The 17,338-nt window shown below is 58.8% G+C and carries 12 protein-coding genes; 5 read left to right on the top strand and 7 right to left on the bottom strand.

Translation table 11 applies throughout. The features are described from left to right. The first annotated feature begins 49 nt into the window (after positions 1–49). The 3 genes from dapA to dapD are packed head-to-tail and all read left to right on the top strand — an operon-like array spanning position 50 to position 2,383. A complete protein-coding gene (dapA, locus tag INF37_RS13380; RefSeq protein ID WP_193538824.1) occupies positions 50–940 on the top strand; it encodes a 4-hydroxy-tetrahydrodipicolinate synthase in 891 nt (296 codons plus the stop codon). Continuing rightward, complete coding sequence (gene dapB, locus INF37_RS13375; RefSeq protein WP_193538822.1) at positions 937–1,671, top strand: 4-hydroxy-tetrahydrodipicolinate reductase; 735 nt, start codon at positions 937–939, stop codon at positions 1,669–1,671. Before dapA ends, dapB begins: the two co-directional genes overlap by 4 nt. A 16-nt stretch (positions 1,672–1,687) precedes the next feature. Further along, entirely contained in the window at positions 1,688–2,383 is a 696-nt protein-coding gene (dapD, locus tag INF37_RS13370) for a 2,3,4,5-tetrahydropyridine-2,6-dicarboxylate N-acetyltransferase (protein WP_193538820.1), read from the top strand. Positions 2,384–2,439: 56 nt separating this feature from the next. Here dapD and INF37_RS13365 read toward each other — a convergent pair whose 3' ends face one another. Further along, positions 2,440–3,309: an aldose 1-epimerase family protein gene (locus tag INF37_RS13365; protein ID WP_193538818.1), complete on the bottom strand. Its 870-nt coding sequence runs from the start codon at positions 3,307–3,309 to the stop codon at positions 2,440–2,442. A gap of 366 nt (positions 3,310–3,675) precedes the next feature. Here INF37_RS13365 and carA point away from each other — a divergent pair, with 366 nt between their 5' ends. Together carA and carB are read left to right on the top strand one after the other, a co-directional pair. Beyond that, positions 3,676–4,770: a glutamine-hydrolyzing carbamoyl-phosphate synthase small subunit gene (gene carA, locus INF37_RS13360; protein ID WP_193538816.1), complete on the top strand. Its 1,095-nt coding sequence runs from the start codon at positions 3,676–3,678 to the stop codon at positions 4,768–4,770. Next, complete coding sequence (carB, locus tag INF37_RS13355; protein ID WP_193538814.1) at positions 4,763–7,939, top strand: carbamoyl-phosphate synthase large subunit; 3,177 nt, start codon at positions 4,763–4,765, stop codon at positions 7,937–7,939. Before carA ends, carB begins: the two co-directional genes overlap by 8 nt. Before the next feature lie 81 nt (positions 7,940–8,020). Here carB and INF37_RS13350 read toward each other — a convergent pair whose 3' ends face one another. The 6 genes from INF37_RS13350 to INF37_RS13325 form a co-directional block, all read right to left on the bottom strand. After that, the gene (locus tag INF37_RS13350) at positions 8,021–10,951 is read right to left on the bottom strand and encodes a Spy0128 family protein (RefSeq protein ID WP_193538811.1); all 2,931 of its coding nucleotides are present in this window, start codon (positions 10,949–10,951) and stop codon (positions 8,021–8,023) included. A gap of 91 nt (positions 10,952–11,042) precedes the next feature. After that, complete coding sequence (locus INF37_RS13345) at positions 11,043–11,216, bottom strand: hypothetical protein (RefSeq protein ID WP_328821083.1); 174 nt, start codon at positions 11,214–11,216, stop codon at positions 11,043–11,045. A gap of 179 nt (positions 11,217–11,395) precedes the next feature. Continuing rightward, positions 11,396–12,835 (bottom strand): S-layer homology domain-containing protein, encoded by a 1,440-nt coding sequence (locus INF37_RS13340; RefSeq protein WP_101691042.1) that lies wholly within the window; start codon positions 12,833–12,835, stop codon positions 11,396–11,398. A gap of 14 nt (positions 12,836–12,849) precedes the next feature. Then, entirely contained in the window at positions 12,850–13,473 is a 624-nt protein-coding gene (locus tag INF37_RS13335; RefSeq protein WP_193538809.1) for a hypothetical protein, read from the bottom strand. Further along, positions 13,466–16,594, bottom strand: a complete 3,129-nt coding sequence (locus tag INF37_RS13330; RefSeq protein ID WP_193538807.1) for a VWA domain-containing protein — start codon at positions 16,592–16,594, stop codon at positions 13,466–13,468. The genes INF37_RS13335 and INF37_RS13330 overlap by 8 nt, the downstream gene beginning before the upstream one ends. A 20-nt stretch (positions 16,595–16,614) precedes the next feature. Next, positions 16,615–17,190, bottom strand: a complete 576-nt coding sequence (locus INF37_RS13325) for a TasA family protein (protein WP_193538805.1) — start codon at positions 17,188–17,190, stop codon at positions 16,615–16,617. Positions 17,191–17,338 lie beyond the last annotated feature (148 nt).

The raw sequence follows: 17,338 nt of genomic DNA, 5'->3' as shown, positions 1-17,338 counted from the left end.
CTGTCCGCATCGCGGCATCTGTCCGCCATTCGAGAAAGGAGTCTTTCACATGAACGCCAGACACATCCAAGGTTCCATCGTTGCCCTGATCACCCCCTTCCACCCCGATGGATCGGTCAATTTTGAAAAGCTGGGGGAGCTGATCGACTTCCATCTGGCCAACCAGACCGATGCCATCCTCATTCTGGGCACCACTGGCGAGTCCTCCACCATGACCCACGAGGAGGACGACGCGGTCTGCGCCTACACTGTCGAGCGGGTGGCCGGCCGTGTCCCGGTCATCGCGGGCAGCGGCTCCAACTGCACCGAGACCATGGTGGAAAAGAGCCTGAGCTTTGAGCGTCTGGGGGTGGACGGTCTGCTCCTCATCACCCCCTACTACAACAAGACCAACGAGGAGGGCATGTACCTCCACTTCAAGACGGTGGCCGACGCAGTCCACATCCCCTGTATTCTCTACAATGTGCCCGGACGGACCGGCTGCTCCATCTCGGAAAACGTGGTGCGCCGCCTGTCGGTCCACCCCAACATCGTGGGCATCAAGGAGGCCTCGGGCAGCCTGAGCTATGCCACCAAGATCGCCCGCTATCTCTCGGATGATTTTCTCATGTATTCCGGCAACGACGACATCGTCCTGCCCATGATGGCGCTGGGTTCCAGCGGCGTGATCTCGGTGGCCGCCAACATCCTGCCCCGGGAGATCCACGATATGGTGTGGAACTACCTCCGCGGGGACCGCGCTGCCGCCCTGGAGACCCAGCTGCGCTATCTGGATGTCATCAACGGCCTGTTCCTGGAGGTCAATCCCGTCCCGGTGAAGGAGGCCCTCAACCTCATGGGCATGGAGGTGGGCGGCTACCGGCTGCCTCTGACCACCATGTCGGAGGGTCCCCGCGCCGCTCTGCGGGAGGCCATGGAAAAGGCAGGTGTTCTGGCATGAACCTCCTTCTGGTCGGCACCGGCCGGATGGGCACCATGCTCCGCACCCTGGTGGAACAGGAGGAGGATCTCACCATTCTGGCCGCCTTCCACCGCACCAACCTGAGTGATCTGGAGCGCACGGCTCCCCCGGCCGACGTCATCGTGGATTTTTCCGCGCCGGACAGTCTGTGCGCGGTGGCCGGGTATGTCCGCCGTACCGGCACTCCCCTGGTCAGCGGCACCACCGGCTATCTTCCCCAGCAGATGGACCTGCTCCGCCAGCTGGGCAACTACGCGCCCGTACTGCACAGCGCCAACTTCTCCATCGGCATCGCGGTCCTTCGCCGCCTGGCCGCCCAGGCTGCAGAAGTGCTTGGAGACGCTTTTGACATCGAAATCGTGGAGACCCACCACAATCAGAAGGCTGACGCCCCCAGCGGCACCGCCAAACTTCTGCTGGAGGCGGTGGATCCTGGGCACACCTACTCCACCGTCTACGGCCGGGAGGGGCGCTCCGCCCGCCGTTTTCCCCGGGAGATCGGGGTCCACGCCCTCCGGGGCGGCACGGTGGCGGGCGCCCATACGGTCTCCTTTTTCGGCCCCCAGGAGGAGCTCCATCTGAGCCATCGGGCCGACAACCGCTCTATTTTTGCCGCCGGGGCCCTCCGGGCCGCACGGCTCCTTGTCAGCAGAGAGCCCGGCTTCTACGCTCTGGAGGACCTGCTCTTCCCCACTCCCCATCAACCCTGAGAAAGAAGGATCATACATGGACGCACAGGAAATCATTCACTATATTGCACAGGCGGAGAAGAAGACCCCCGTCAAGGTCACCCTCCGGGAAAAAGCCCCCATCGACTACGGCTCGGCCCAGGTGTTCGGCGTCGGGGACAAAGTCATCTTCGGGGACTGGAAGGAGCTGGGCCCCATCCTGGCCGCCAATGCCGAGCGCATCGACGATCTGGTGGTGGAGAACAGCTGCCGCAATTCCGCCATTCCCCTGCTGGATCTGAAGGGCATCAATGCCCGCATTGAGCCGGGTGCCATCATCCGGGACCAGGTGGAGATCGGCGACAATGCGGTCATCATGATGGGCGCCATCCTCAATATCGGCGCCGTGGTGGGCTCCGGCACCATGATCGACATGGGCGCGGTGCTGGGCGGCCGGGCCACGGTGGGCCGCAACTGCCATGTGGGAGCCGGCGCGGTACTGGCCGGCGTGGTGGAGCCCGCCAGTGCAGTACCCGTCATTGTGGAGGACGACGTCCTCATCGGGGCCAACGCCGTCCTCATTGAGGGGGTACACGTGGGGCAGGGCGCTGTCGTGGCCGCGGGCAGCGTGGTCATCGAGGACGTTCCCTCCGGAGCCGTGGTGGCCGGTGTGCCCGCCCGTATCATCAAGGAGCACAAGGATGCAGGCACCTCGCAGAAGACCGCCCTCCAGGACGCTCTGCGCACCCTCTAAGCCAACTGGATACAAAAGGCCGCCGGGATGGAATTCCATCCCGGCGGCCTTTTGTTTTATCCCTGCGGTGTCAGTGTCTGGGTACAGGTAAAGGATTCCCCCGGTCCCAGCACCCGGATGCCGGGGCGGTGGAAGAGATTGTGATCCCCCTGTGCATCGTCCGGCAGACCATGCCAGGGCTCAATGCACACAAAGCGCATCGGGCCGGGCTTGGACCAGAAGAGCACGTAGGGGAAGCCCTCCATGCCCAGACGGATGGCCGTCTCCCCAGTCCGGCTGGCCAGCTCGATCCAGGGAGTGCGCAGCCCGGACAGGCAGATGGAGTCCTGATCAAACAGGTGGTCGTCCAGCTTCACATGGTCCATTCCGGTAAAACGGGGACGGCGTCCGCTGACCAGTCCGCCCTCCAGCGTCAGGATCTCCTCGGGCTCCTCCACGCCGGCAAAGCGCAGCTCGTGGTCCTCGGTCTGTCCTCCCGGCGTCAGCGGGAGGGCGAGGGCATAGTGGAACCCCGCCTGAAAGGGCATCTCCCGCTCATCCAGGTTATAGACCCGATAGGTGGAGGAGAGGACCCCCTCCACCAGCCGGTACTCCGTCTCCAGCCGGAATTTCCAGGGATAGCGCTTCCAGGTCTCCTCATTCCAGTCCAGCCGGAAGGTGAGGGACGCCCCATCCTGCCCGACCAGGGTATGGGGATACTCCCGGGCAAAACCGTGGGGGCCGTTCTCATAGCGCACGCCGTCCTGCTCAAAATAGCCGTCCTTCAGCCGCCCGCACCAGGGGAAACAGGCTGGGGCATGCCGTCCCCACACAGATGGGTCCCCGCTCCACATCCACTCTCTGCCGCAGGCCGTGAACGACTGGATCTCGGCCCCCATCTCCGCCACCCGGATGGTCATGCCGTCGCGGCTCAGTTCATATTCCATGACAATCTGTCCTCCTTGCTCCAGAAGGCCGAGCAGCGCGGCCTTTTTGCATTTTATTATACCCTCTGTGCTGCCCTGCCGCAACCATCCTGCGGGGCGTTTCCCGCCCTTTTCTTGTTCACTCCTATAAAGAATAAACTTTATACTTGACAGTATACTTTCTTTTCCGTACAATATCGCACAATGCAAATTCCCGGAGGTGAGCAAAGTATGGGCAGCAGCAAGAACACCATGAATCTGGTCAAGGCGTTCTTCCCCCAGTCTTTCTTCCTCCTGGAAAATGATGTCTTATAGGCATTGGACGGTGTGGCATATTTGCCCACCGTCCTTTTTTTGCCCACGCCTCTGAGAGAAAGGATGACACCCATGCAAACACTGGAACGAAAGCTGGTCCTGGAGGACGGCAGCGAGTATTACGGCCACGGATTCGGCTATCCCGCCGACCGGGTGTGCGAGCTGGTCTTCAACACCTCCATGGTGGGATATCAGGAGATCGTATCCGATCCCTCCTATACCGACCAGATGGTGGTGATGACCTATCCCCTGATCGGAAATTACGGTATCACCGACGAGGATTTTGAGACCCGTTTTCCCACCATCGGCGCACTGGTGGTCCGGGAATACAACGACCGCCCCAGCAATTTCCGCTACACCAAGACCCTCTCGGAGATTTTGGAGGAGAACGGCATTCCCGGGCTCTGGGGCGTGGATACCCGGCAGCTCACCCGCTCCATCCGTGCCCACGGCAGCCGACGGGCCATTCTCACCGGGGCCGACGTCCCCCGGGAGGCCGCCCTGGCCCGCCTGCGCGCCACTCCGGTACCACGGGACGCCGTCTCCCGGGTGAGCTGTAAAAAGCGCTGGTATGCCCGCACCGCCGACCACCGCTTTCATGTGGTGGCGGTGGACTGCGGCATCAAGCTCAATATCATCCGCAGCCTGAACCGCCGGGGCTGCAACGTGACCGTAGTGCCCTGGAACACCACCGCGGAGGAGATTGCCCTCTACCAGCCCGATGGGGTCTTCTTCTCCAACGGCCCAGGTGACCCGGAGGATGTGGGGCCCGTGATCGAGCTCATCCGCGCCATCCGGGGGCGCTGGCCCATTTTTGGCATCTGTCTGGGACATCAGCTCATCTCCCTGGCCTTCGGCGGACGTACCTATAAGCTCAAATTTGGCCACCGCGGCGGTAATCACCCCGTCCTCCGACTCTCCGACGGCAAGATCGAGATCACCAGCCAGAATCACAGCTATGCGGTGGATGCCGACTCGCTGGCGGGCACCGGTCTCATCCCCACCCACACCAACCTGTTGGACGGCACGGTGGAGGGCGTGGCCTGCCCCGAAGAACGAATCTTCAGCGTTCAGTACCACCCGGAGAGTGCCCCCGGTCCCCAGGACAGCGGCTACCTGTTTGACCAGTTTATCGAGCTCATGAAGGAGGACAAGACCCATGCCTAAGCGTACCGACATTCACAAGATCATGGTCATCGGCTCCGGCCCCATCGTCATCGGCCAGGCCGCCGAATTTGACTATGCGGGCACACAGGCCTGCCTGGCCCTGCGGGAGGAGGGGTATGAGGTCCTGCTGGTCAACTCCAACCCGGCCACCATTATGACGGACCCGGCCATGGCCGATAAGGTCTATATGGAGCCTCTCACCGCGGAATATGTGGCCCGGATCCTCCGGCGGGAGCGCCCCGACGCCCTGGTCCCCGGCATCGGCGGGCAGACCGGCCTCAACCTGGCCATGGAGCTGTCCGACCTGGGCGTGCTAGAGGAGTGCGGCGTGGAGCTGCTGGGCACCAGCCGGGAGAGCATCCGCCGGGCGGAGGACCGGGAGGAATTCAAGGCCCTGTGCCAGTCTCTGGGAGAGCCCGTCCTCCCCTCCGAGACCGTCCACAGTGTGGAGGAGGGACTTGCCGCGGCGGATTCCATTGGCTATCCGGTGGTCCTGCGCCCCGCCTTCACCCTGGGCGGCACCGGCGGCGGTTTTGCTGACGATCCCCAGCAGTGTGCTGACCTGCTGGTCAACGCCCTGGCGCTCTCCCCCGTGGGACAGGTTCTGGTGGAAAAAAGCATCAAGGGCTATAAAGAGATCGAATACGAGGTCATCCGGGATGCCAACGATACCGCCATCACCATCTGCAACATGGAGAATCTGGACCCCGTGGGCATCCACACCGGCGACTCCATCGTGGTGGCGCCCAGCCAGACTCTGACCAACAAGGAATATCATCTCCTGCGGGACAGCGCCCTGCGGCTCATCCGCGCCCTGCGCATCGAGGGCGGATGCAATGTCCAGTTTGCCCTGGACCCCCAGTCCTTCCGCTACTATGTCATTGAAGTCAATCCCCGGGTCTCCCGCTCCTCGGCCCTGGCCTCCAAGGCCAGCGGCTATCCCATTGCCCGGGTCTCGGCCAAGATCGCCGTGGGCCTGCACCTGGACGAGATCCAGCTGGCCAATACGCCCGCCTGCTTTGAACCCGCCCTGGACTATGTGGTGACCAAGATGCCCCGCTTCCCCTTTGACAAGTTTACCGACGCCTCCAACCGCCTGGGCACCCAGATGAAGGCGACCGGCGAGGTCATGAGCGTGGGCCGCACCGTGGAGGAGAGCCTGCTCAAAGCGGTACGCTCTCTGGAGATCGGCGCCTGCCACCTCCACCTGCCCAAGTTTGACCCCATGACCGGTGAGGAGCTTCTCTCCTACATCACTCTGGGCACCGACGACCGGATCTATGCTGTGGCTCAGCTGCTGCGCCTGGGCATGGACCCCGGGCTCATTGCAGCCCGGACCCAGATTGACCCCTTTTTCCTGGATAAACTGGGGAACATCGTAGCCCTGGAGCAGGCCCTCTCTGCCGCTCCCCGCGACCCCGGTGTCCTCCTCCGGGCCAAGCGCGCTGGATTCTCCGATGCCTGGATCGCCCGGGCCTGGGGGATGGAAGAGGACGCCCTCCGCGCCCTGCGGAAGGAGCAGGGCATCCTGCCGGTCTACAAGATGATCGACAGCTGTGCCAGCGAGTTCGACAGCTACATTCCCTACTTCTACTCCACCTATGAGGCAGAGAACGAGTCCCGGGTCAGTGACCGGCCCAAGATCCTGGTCCTGGGCTCCGGTCCCATCCGGATCGGGCAGGGTATTGAGTTTGACTACTCCACTGTCCACGCGGTCCAGACCATCCGCGCCCACGGCTATGAGGCCATTCTTCTGAATAACAATCCCGAAACGGTCTCCACCGACTATACCACCAGCGACAAGCTCTACTTTGAGCCCCTCACACCGGAGGATGTGATGAATGTGGTGGAGCTGGAACAGCCCTTGGGCGTCGTGGCCTGTCTGGGCGGACAGACTGCCGTCAATCTGGCCGAGCCTCTGGCCCGGCGCGGGGTGCCCCTCATCGGCACCGACTGTGAAGCCATCGAGCGGGCCGAAAACCGAGACGCCTTTGAGCGGGTACTCTCCTCCCTCGGCATTCCTCAGCCCAAGGGTGTGGCCGTCACCAGTGTGGAGGCCGGGGAGCAGGCCGCCGCCGAGATCGGTTATCCCATCCTGGTGCGTCCCAGCTATGTGCTGGGCGGCCGGGCCATGCAGATTGTCTCCAAACCGGAGGACCTGCGCACTTACCTGCGCACCGCGGTCGCCGTCAATGAGGACCAGCCCGTGCTGGTGGACCAGTATATCACCGGCAAGGAGCTGGAGGTAGACGCCATCTGCGACGGCACCGACGTCTTCCTCCCCGGTGTCATGGAACTGGTGGAGCGGACGGGTATTCACTCTGGAGATTCGATCAGCGTGTTCCCCACCTTCTCAGTCTCTCCGAAGGCACTGGAGCAGATCGAGGCCTATACCCGCCAGCTGGGCCCCGGCATCGGCATCAAGGGCCTCTACAACATCCAGTTTATTGTGGACAAAGAGGACCGGGTCTACATCATCGAGGTCAACCCTCGCTCCTCCCGCACGGTCCCCTTCCTCTCCAAGGCTACCGGCCTGCCGCTAGCCGACATCGCCACCCGGGTCATGCTGGGCATCTCGCTCAAGGAACAGGGCTATGCCGACCGCCCCCCTGTCCGTCCCGCCTGCTGGTATGTGAAGGCCCCCGCCTTCTCCTTCTCCAAACTCAGCGGACTGGATGCCTATCTCTCCCCCGAGATGAAGTCCACTGGCGAGGCCATTGGGTACGATCCCAGTCTGACCCGCGCCATGTACAAGGCGCTCCAGGCCTCAGGGGTGCGGGTAGCCGACCACGGCACCATTCTCTTCACCGTGGCGGACGAGGACAAGGCCGAAGCATTCCCTCTAGCCGAGCGCTTTTATCGGCTGGGGTACAGTCTCTGTGCCACCCAGGCCACCGCCCAATACCTGCGGCAGCGCGGTCTGCGTACCCGAGTCTACGGTAAGATCTGCGAGGGCGATGACCAGATCCTCCAGGATCTGCGCAGCGGACGGATCAACTGTGTGGTCAATACCCGCGCAATCCTCTCCGGGGAGCATTACCAGGACGGCACCCTCATCCGCCGTTGTGCGGTGGAAAATGGTGCCACCATCTTTACCTCTCTGGACACAGTGCGCATGGTGCTGGAAGTACTGGAAGAGATGACCTTGGGCGTAGCCCCCATTGCCTAATTCTATAGGAATTGGAAAGCCCCCGCGGACGATGTCCGCGGGGGCTTTGGATCTTATTTTGTTGTGGTCTTACTTAGAGGCTCAGTCCTCTTCCTCACCCTTCTTCCGGGAGAAGGAGAGATGCAGGCCAGCGCCTACCATAGAGAAGGCCAGGGCCACCAGGCCAGCCGTCACAGCCGGATTCACAGGCGTGGCGACCATACCGGTCTGGGGCAGGTTTCCGAGAGGAGTCTCCCCGTCGTCGATATCCACGACCGCTTCGCCCTCGCCGTCGCCGGTGCCGGTGCCGGGCTGCTCGGTGCCAGTGCCAGACTCGGTACCGGTGCCGGGCTCCTCAGGGCCGGGGCCCAGAGGCGTGTTCTCGTCGGGGATCTCTTCCTCCGGAGTGGGCGTCGGAGTGGGGGTGGGCGTGTTGCCACCGTCACCACCATCGCCGGTATTTCCGCCGTCGCCACCGTCACCACCATCGCCGCCATCGTCACGGACATATGTATTCGTGATCACCATGGTCTGGCTGCTGCCGGCAGTCACATCTACGGTGTTGCCATTCTGATCCCCCACCATATAGGTGACAACGAGATCATACTCGCTCAGACCGGCGCCGCTCTCCACCACGGTGTAGGTGCCGGGCTTCAGGTTGGAAAGGATCGTCTGCAGGCCGGTCATCTCACTGCTGGAGATCTCCTTGCGGAAATCATCGGGACCGGTCACAACGATAGTGAAGCTATTCGGTGTGGCGTTCTCGTTCACCACCTGGATGGTCAGTGTGCCCTCGGTCTCCGGGGTCTCGTTCTTGGTGTACTCCACCAGGATCTTGACATCGGAATTTCCGGCCTCACCCTTCAGGTTGCCAAACACTTCCTTCTGCGTGTATCCAGCGCAGTGCTCCTTTTCCAGAGCAGCCAGCTCATCGGTCATGTCGTAGGGCTCATTGACCGAGACGTGATAGCTCTCCAGATACAGCTGCTTCAGGCTGCCGTCCGCCTGGCGGACACCGCCCTGAAGAACCACAAGCCGCTCTCCGGCGGGCTGATAGAAGCCATTGTAGGTGTTGGTAAAGGCAAACTTACCATCGATCGCATTGCCGTTCTGATCCTTCAGCTCAGCCGTCAGCTTGCCCTCGTTATCCGCGGTCACCACGACCTGGAAGCGATAGATCGCATTCAGATCATAGGTCCAGTCCTCGGCCTTGCCAGGCAGCTCGCACAGCTCATAGGTATACTTGCCGGCAGCCGTATAGGTCAGATTGATATGCTCGGCATAGCTGCCCACGCCGGTGGTCACCATGGACTTCGTCTCCACAGGCTGATTGACACCATTCGTGGTGTCCACCAGGAAGAAATGGAAGGTCTCCGCCGGGGCATTGCTGCCCTGCTGGCTGGCCTTGACCGCCTTCTGGATCTCCAGATCCACATTTGCCTGACCGGAAACAGGCTTGGCATACTCCACCAGGATCTTGACATCGGAATTTCCGGCCTCGCCCTTCAGGTTGCCGAACACTTCCTTACGGTTGTATCCAGTGCAGTGCTCCTTTTCCAGAGTAGCCAGCTCATCGGTCATGTCGTAGGGCTCATTGACCGAGACGTGATAGCTCTCCAGATACAGCTGCTTCAGGCTCCCGTCCGCCTGGCGGACACCGCCCTGAAGAACCACAAGCCGCTCCTCGTCGGGCTGATAGAAGCCATTGTAGGTGTTGGTAAAGGCAAACTTACCATCGATTGCGTTGCCGCTCTGATCCTTCAGCTCAGCCGTCAGCTTGCCGTTCTGCTCCGTCACTACGACCTGGAAGCGATAGATCGCGTTCACATCATAGGTCCAGTCCTTGGCCCCGTCAGGCAGCTCGCACAGCTCATAGGTATACTCGCCGGCAGCCGTATAGGTCAGATTGATATGCTCGGTATAGCTGCCCACACCGGTGGTCACCATGGATTTCGTCTCCACAGGCCGATTGATACCATTCGTGGTATCTACCAGGAAGAAACGGAAGGTCTCCGCCGGGGCACCGCTGCCCTGCTGGCTGGCCTTGACTGCCTTCTGGATCTCCAGATCCACGCTTGCCTGGGTGGGAACAGACTTGGTATAGTGGAAGGTCTTGTGCTCGCCCTGCTCGCTGATGGCGATGGTCTTGTCCTGAGTTGTCAGGGTGTAGGTGACGTCATCTACGGTGATTGTATCAGGGATTGCCGCACCAAAATCCTTGGTATACTTCTCGCCATCCTGTGTCCAACCCTCCAGCTTATCCTCCAGGAGGGAAATCAAATAAACACCCTTGTCGTTCAGGGGAATTTCAGGCATCTTTTCGGCGGGAACAGCCTTGGCCTCTTCACCCTCGTAACCATAGGTAAAGCTTACTTCCGCGGAGAAAACCTTCTGCTCGGGAGGCTCGGGAGCCTCATCCTTAAACCACACCTCACAGAACTCCTGGCAGTTCCAGTTGTCATCGTACGCATCGAACACAAACTGATCCGCCGGGATATGGTACTCAAAGCTCTTAATGTCAAACCAGGGATAGTCGAAGAGCCAGCCCTCTTTCATGTAGTTATCGACATAGGTACCATAGAGCACGATCTCCGCAACCTCGTCCGGCTGGATGTAGCGGGTCAGTCCGCTCCACTCCACATTGCCATAGACATTATAGCCGTCTCCGCCCGTGATATCAGCCTGTCTGGCAGTCTCCGCACCATCCTTAGCCACAATCCGCATACCATTCAGGACCAGCGCGGTAACCCAATCCCCAGCAGGGACCTCATTCCCCGCCTGCTCCCAGCAGTAATTCTGGAAGGACTCACGGGTCATGAGATGATATTCTTTTACGTAAATATCATCCTTCTGCCCATCGATCCCGGGTGTATTCCCCAAATCGTAGGGGGACTTGCTCTCCACAGCACCTCCAGCCAGATCAACGGTGCCTTCTCCGGCCGCCAGCGCCGCCGTGGGCATCAGGCCCAGCAGCATAATGACGGACAGAACAGACGCTAAGACGCGCTTTAGACTCTGTCTCTTTGCCAACATGATCGCTCTCTCCTTTTTCATATGATTGGGAGCACCTTGCTTCCCCTCTTTGTGAGAACGCCTTTCTCACGATTGGTCATTGGATCTGCGCTCATTCCTCCTGAGCCTCATCAGCAGCTTCTTCTTCCAGAGAACTGTCAATGAGTTTCAGCAATTCCAGCGCGCTTCGAAAGGGTTGTTTCCGTTTGCCCTCAGCCCAAGTGACGACACCCTGCCAGGTGGCATTCTGAGCACTGATCACTTGGACCACGAAGGTCTCTCTCACGTGTGTCGCCTCCCATCTGACATTCAGGCGGTTACGCTCTTTGATTATGAGTATATCCTACCGTGGTTACATCTCGGTTACATTTTGATATAGCGCAGTACATTTTTGAAATTTTTCAACACACACAAAAACAGGCCCTGCCGTAACCGGCAGGGCCTGTTTCCTTGCTCTGGATGAAATTACTTTACCACATAGCTCTCACTGGAAGAGACATACATGACGTCGCCAGGGTTTGCGGAGGCGTTGGAATCAGTCCAGGCGCGCTCCAGCGTGGCCCAGTCACGGACGGGAAGGAGTTCGGTCCAGATCTCAAACTGGTTGTCGTTCTCGTCCCGCTCTTCCGAGGGATCATAGTTGTGGGAGTTGGTGGCCTCCTGGATGGCAGTGTAGTACCAAGCAGAAGTATCCATGTTGTCGGGCCAGGTGGTCATACCATCCAGCAGGTGGTCGGCATGGGGCCGGCGGTCCAGCACCCGGTTGATGATGGAGATTGCCTCCGCGCGGGTGATGTTGTTGTCCGGACGGAAGGTGCCGTCGGTGTAACCGCTGATGATGCCCTCGTTGGCCGCCTTGTTGATGGCATCCTGAGCCCAGTGGCCGGAGATGTCACTGAACATATCCGGGCCATCATAGCCGCTGCCGAAGAAGCGGACCGCCATTGCCGCGAACTCAGCGCGGGTAATGGGGGCGTTGGGATCAAAGATCCCGCCGGAGCGGCCGTAGATGATCTTGGCGTTGGTCAGCGTAGAGACCGCCTTGTTGAACCAGGCGTCAGCCGGCACATCGCTGTACGGGTTGGTGGTCATCCAGTACTGGTTGCGGGAGTCCTCCTTCAGCAGGCGGAAGAAGATCGTAGCCACCTCAGCGCGGTTGATCTCATCCTCGGGATGGACCTTTCCGTCGTCGCGGCCCACAATGTAGGCGAAGTGGTCGCCCTTCTCCAGCTCAGGCAGGTCTCCCAACGGGGTCTCGGGATCGGTGATGTCGGTTCCGCCGCCGCCACCGTCGCCGCCATCGCCGCCGGGCTCATACTGTGCAGTAAAGACCCAGTCGATTCCAGCAGCCAGACCCTGGAACTCATTGCCCACCGTGACCGGGATGCTCAGCTTAACGACCAGGTTGCGCTCATCGTCGCTCCCATAGAAGCGGCCCAGGCGCAGCCCCTCGCTCAGCTTTGCGCTCAGCTCGGTCACAGGATCGCCATTGACGTCATTGATGGGCTTGCCGTCTTTTTCTGTGATGCTCAGGGTCACACCCTGCTCATCCATAGCCGTCAGCAGCTTGGCATAGTCAGCCTGAGCCTCAGGATCCTTGCTGGACTCAGCTTTCAGCCAAATCACCACAGAGCCAGAACCCAACCCAGAGGCATTCACCTTGATCTCCTGGCTCTTTTCATCGCCGGGCATCAGATTGGTAAGCTCCTGGAACAGGTTGGGATAGCCCTCTTCCACAGTCTCGTTGTTTGTACTCACATTGCGGAACTCAAACTGCTTGTTTGCGTGGTTATAGGTCACGGTAGGTACGCCAGTGTCGGCCAAAGCGGTGACCGCCATGACGCCGCACAGCATAGCCACGGCCACGCCTCCCGCCAACAGAGCGCGGAGTTTATTCTTTTTCATGGTTGGTCACCTCCTTAACCTGCATTCGTCAGGCCGTTAATGTTTCCAGCGTTGTCCAGCGTAACACCCCACGTGGTCTTTACTGCTTCAGCGGGCGCGGCCTGGATGGAGTCGGCAATGACCTGGAGATTCATGTGGTAGCCCTCGGGCTGTTCGCTATCAGTTCTTACCGTGGCTTCTGCAATCAGATTGTTGGTAAAATCCTGTCCGGCGACCGGAGCCTGGTAATAATAGTAGTCACCCAGTTTAATCCAGCCGTTGCCCGGCGCGCCAGCACTTTCGCTGCCTCCCTCGGGGCCCCAGTCAATGTTCAGCTTGTCCAGATCGGCGGGCTTCACATCGCCGCTACCATTTTCCCAAGTGGCGACCAGAGCCACACGGATATAGGCGGGCACGTTGCCGTTATTTCGGACGCTGACATCTTTCTTCACATCAGTATTCTGCTCGAAATCCTCCGTGACTACCGGTGTAACCTGTCCCATCTCAAAGGTATTGGTCACCGGGTCAGTGTGCGTTGCCAGCCAGGCCAGCGTGCCCCCCACCGTTACGGTGAGGGCCAGCGCCAGCGCACAGGCTGCAGGCAGCCATTTCCACTTACGGAAGGCGCGCTTCCCCTCGTTATGCTTGCGATCAAACATGGTCCACGCCTCCCTCCTGTGTCATGCCGTCCAAATCCGGGTCTTCGCCGGGATCGGGCTCGGTCTTCTTCTGGTCGTCCTCGTTCTCCTGCTTCTTCTCGCCGGTGGGCAGAGGCGGCACCAGGGCGTCCAGGGTGTCGATGGTCTGATCGGAAGAACCGCTGTTTACCGGCGCAAAGTCGTTCTCCACGCTGTGGCTGCCGCCCAGCCAGTTCTTGTCGTTGCGGGTGTTGGTGAACTCAGCCGTATCACCGTCCTTAGTTACCTCAAAGGACTGGTTGTTCTTCTCATACTTCCAGGACCAGTCGCTGTCCTCGGTCACGGTGTAAGTACCGCTGGGCAGGGTGATCTGCTTGGACGCAGAGGTTCCGCCATTGGGAATGGTCAGCGCCACGGTCATATCCACTCCCGTACCTTCGATGTGGAACACAAAGGTCTGCTCACCGTCAGCCGCCGCAGTCAACTCCTTGGTCAGCGTGAAGGTGAACTCGGGCACAAAGATATGGATACGGAACTGCGCATCGGGATTAGGATCAGTACATCCAGCACATCCATTGCCAGACTGCCACACAAAGACAACTCCACCATACGGGGTTCCATCTTTTGTCACAGCTACCTTAACATTGATATCGCCGGTTCCGATAACCTCCCCATCCTCAGGATCATAGGCAAAGCTCAGAGTCGGTCTGCTACCCATCATGGCAACGTTTTCATCTGTCACATCGCCATGCTTCCAAACCTGATCCACCAGATTGTCTGCATAGTCCGATGTTTCGCCCTGTGTCACAGTCGTGTCCTGATAGGTTACATACAGCTTAAAGACGTTGACCGTACCCTGTGCAGAATCAGTCTGCTCAACTGCCGGCGTGCCGATACCACATGCCTCACTCTTAGGCGTTACAGTAACCGCAACATCATAGCTACCGTCTGTTGTATTGTTGATCGTATTTGTGACAGTTGCGCTAACGTTGACATACGCAGTCTGCCAAGGCTCCAGCTCGCTCAGCGGAGTGCCGCCCCAGCTTACCAGATCTTCAGGAGCAGGCGCATCGTTGCCATAATAGATATTGACGTTGTTTCCATTGAGAGTCAACGGCTGAATGGCCACATCTACCTTCGGCTCGGGGAAACTGCCGATGCAGTCACCGTCTGTGTCATAGACGCCGGAAATATCCGCAATATTGGTGGGCACACTATTGCCCCCCAAGAATCCACTCTTAGGTTCCACATAGATGCTCTCATTAAATTTCTGCGCAGTGTCTGGCTTTCCGGGTTCCATTGGCTTCAAGTTGACGTCCGTCCACTCAATATAGAGTCCGTTGTCATCTTCGCCTATGGTTCCTGTATAGCCTCCCTGAGTAAAGGTATCGCCGACACCGAGTACATTTCCTCCTGTATCTACAATGTTGAACTGCGGAGAAATATAGTCCCGAATTTTGATACCTTCAATCGGTTTTCCGGTCTGATTGGCAATCTTCTCAAAGATATCATTCAGCTCACCGCTATTATCTGTAGTCAGATAGTAGCCATCAGGAATATTGCGGGTACGATTATCAAAATATCCGCCATTACCCCATTCGACTACGTGTGTACCGTCCGGTCGACTACTGGAAGTTCGGTACATATACTCATTGATTTTTACATCATTTTGAGGAAGGCCCAACCCGACCGTGTAAACTGTCGCACCACATCCAGGCATATTTTTGCGATTATCTCTCAACCAGTAGCTTTCCCATGGCCAATCACGTGTAACAAAATCCATGCCATGATGTCCATAAAAACTATCTGCTGCATCGACATTGACCGGACTACCCTTTGGCGCTTTTAACACTTGTCCCCAATAGATAGAGCTCTGTGCACATTCGTGTGTTTCAGCATCCTCTCCAAATAAGCCAGACCACGAACCGCTGCCAGGTATACCATCTGTGAACAAAACTACCGCACGGGAATTATCATACATGGGGTCGGAGTTTGAAATCCCATTTAAAACGTAGTAGGCCTGTTCCAAACCTTTATTGGAGTATGTTCCGCCGCCTGCGCTAAGATTATTGACTACGCCTTTCAGCCTATCGATGCCGTCCGATATGTCAGTCAAGTAAGCGTTAACATTTGCCCCATTAGAATACGAAACGATTGATACCCTGCTGTCCGGAGAGTTTTGTAAAATGGTATCCAAAAATCCGTTTACCGCATTTTTGAGGTCAGTTAATTTATTGCCTGCCATACTTCCTGATACATCCAGAACCAGAACAATATCACAGGGCACACTAGTTTCCACAATATTGGATTTTGCTTCCGCCGTCATATTGATCACAAAGCGGTTTGGATTCCCCTCTACTGCAGAAACGGTTTTATTAACTAGCAGCCCCTCCGCAGGCTCAACATAATTTCCCCCTCGCGGTTCCATCGAAGCCATCGTGCGTGCCATACGTTGCATGGGTTGCTCATTCATGGTAGCTTCCGAAAAGGAGGTTCCTCCATCTGGCAGAAGCGGTCCAACGCTTGTAAATGGAGGGGCTTCACTAGTATCCTCTTCTACTTCTATCTCAGAAAGAGAGAGGTAACTACGCAGATTCTCTACTTCTTCAGGCTGGAGAACCAACTCCAGCAAAGCCCATTCTTCCTCTGTCAATGTAAGAAGATAATCGCGAATTACAAAGTCACTCGCCATAGGATCAATAGCGGAAAGCTCATCCAACAGAGCCTGAGCTGCCTCCATGTCAACCTCCGGCAGCTCCATCGCCTTCTCATACTCTTCCAGAGCGGCGATCTGCTCTTCGGTCAGGAGGCTGTAAACAATGGCGCGGTCCTCGTCGGAGAGGTCCTTGACCACCTCATACAGCTCCTCGGTGGACATATTGGCATAGTCGGGGACGTTGAAGCCGGGATCCAGAGGGATCTCCCCGTCGGGAATCTCGGTCTCCACGGGCGGAGTGGGCTCTACGGGCTCCACCGGATCGGTGGGCTCCACAGGGTACACCGGGTCCACGCTGAAGCCGGGGTCCACCGCGGTGGACGCGGTATCCTCCCCGCCCACGGTCGCCAGTGCGGGCGCCATCAGACCGACGGTCATACAACCGGCCAGCACAGCCGCCAACAGGCGTTTCTTCCAGTTATACATACTGCATCACACCTCTTTCCTTACGGGGTGACCGTCTCGGGCCAGCCCTGGACATCCAGGACGGAGCCACCTGCGGGAATCTCATTGTTCTTGACCTGGACGGCCTGGGCCTCCACATCGATGTCAATGGTGCAGCCCTGATACTCATTTCCGGCCTTGGCGGCAAAGGTGACCGCATCAAAGGGGGTCACGGTCTCACCGGCAGGCACGGCGGAGGGGTAGTAGTACCAGCCGTCCTTTTCTACCCACTGCTTCTCATCCCAATTAAAGGAAATCACGCTGCTGTCCAGATCGGCGGCCTGCTGGGCTGCGGTAACGCTCACGTCCGCCCGCACCCGGAGCCAGTAGTCCTGATTGCCGGTATTCTTGATCTCTGCCACCTGATCCACGGTCTGGCCAGGGAGAATGCCGTTGAGCTGGTGGGTGGTCTCGCCCACTAACTCGCCATTTACCGTTTCAGTCAGGGTCAGATCGACAGTACCCATGGTGATCTTGTTCTCGGCCCTGCCATCGGTCACGAAATACGCCGCGGTTCCGATGCCCAGGATGGCCAGCAGGGACAGCGCAACGCCGCCCGCTGCGAGTCGTTTTTTCATGTCATCTCCCGCCTTTCCTCTTCACAAATTCAATAACGCTTTAGGGACGAATAGGAGTGCCTGGGGAAGCGGCACTCCCGTTCTGGTAGGGAATCCCAACAGGCAGTGCTGGGAACGTCCTTAGGGCGGCGGGGCGGGGAAATGCCCC

The sequence above is a fragment of the Pseudoflavonifractor gallinarum genome, from assembly GCF_014982855.1.
GTDB lineage: Bacteria > Bacillota > Clostridia > Oscillospirales > Oscillospiraceae > Pseudoflavonifractor_A > Pseudoflavonifractor_A gallinarum.
Note: the sequence above shows the minus strand (reverse complement) of the source record. Positions and strands in the feature narration are given on the sequence as shown.